This window comes from Paraburkholderia sp. SIMBA_054, from assembly GCF_046534875.1.
Taxonomy (GTDB): domain Bacteria; phylum Pseudomonadota; class Gammaproteobacteria; order Burkholderiales; family Burkholderiaceae; genus Paraburkholderia; species Paraburkholderia hospita.
The window spans coordinates 1-249 of sequence record NZ_JAWRXV010001352.1; the positions used below are offsets into that span (position 1 = coordinate 1).

Sequence of the window (249 nt, forward strand, 5' to 3'; positions counted from 1 at the left end):
AAGCTGGGCGAATTCCTAAAAAGCGGTATGCCACAGCCAGCAGCCCAATGGAAGGAATGAGCCTCAGTTGAATGAACGATACTCACGGCAGGAGCTTTTTGCGCCAATAGGGGTAGCGGGGCAAGAGAAATTGAGGAATAAGCACGTCTTGGTCATCGGCGCGGGGGTGTTGGGAACTGGTAGTGGCGAAATGCTAGTGCGTGCAGGCATAGGGAAGATAACCCTTGCGGACCGGGATGATGGAGAGTG

1 protein-coding gene is annotated in these 249 nt (G+C 54.2%); it reads left to right on the forward strand.

The genetic code is table 11. From position 1 onward, the window contains the following. Positions 1-67 precede the first annotated feature (67 nt). The coding region (locus SB822_RS59495) for a ThiF family adenylyltransferase (protein ID WP_410859427.1) at positions 68-249 on the forward strand (182 nt) is incomplete at its 3' end.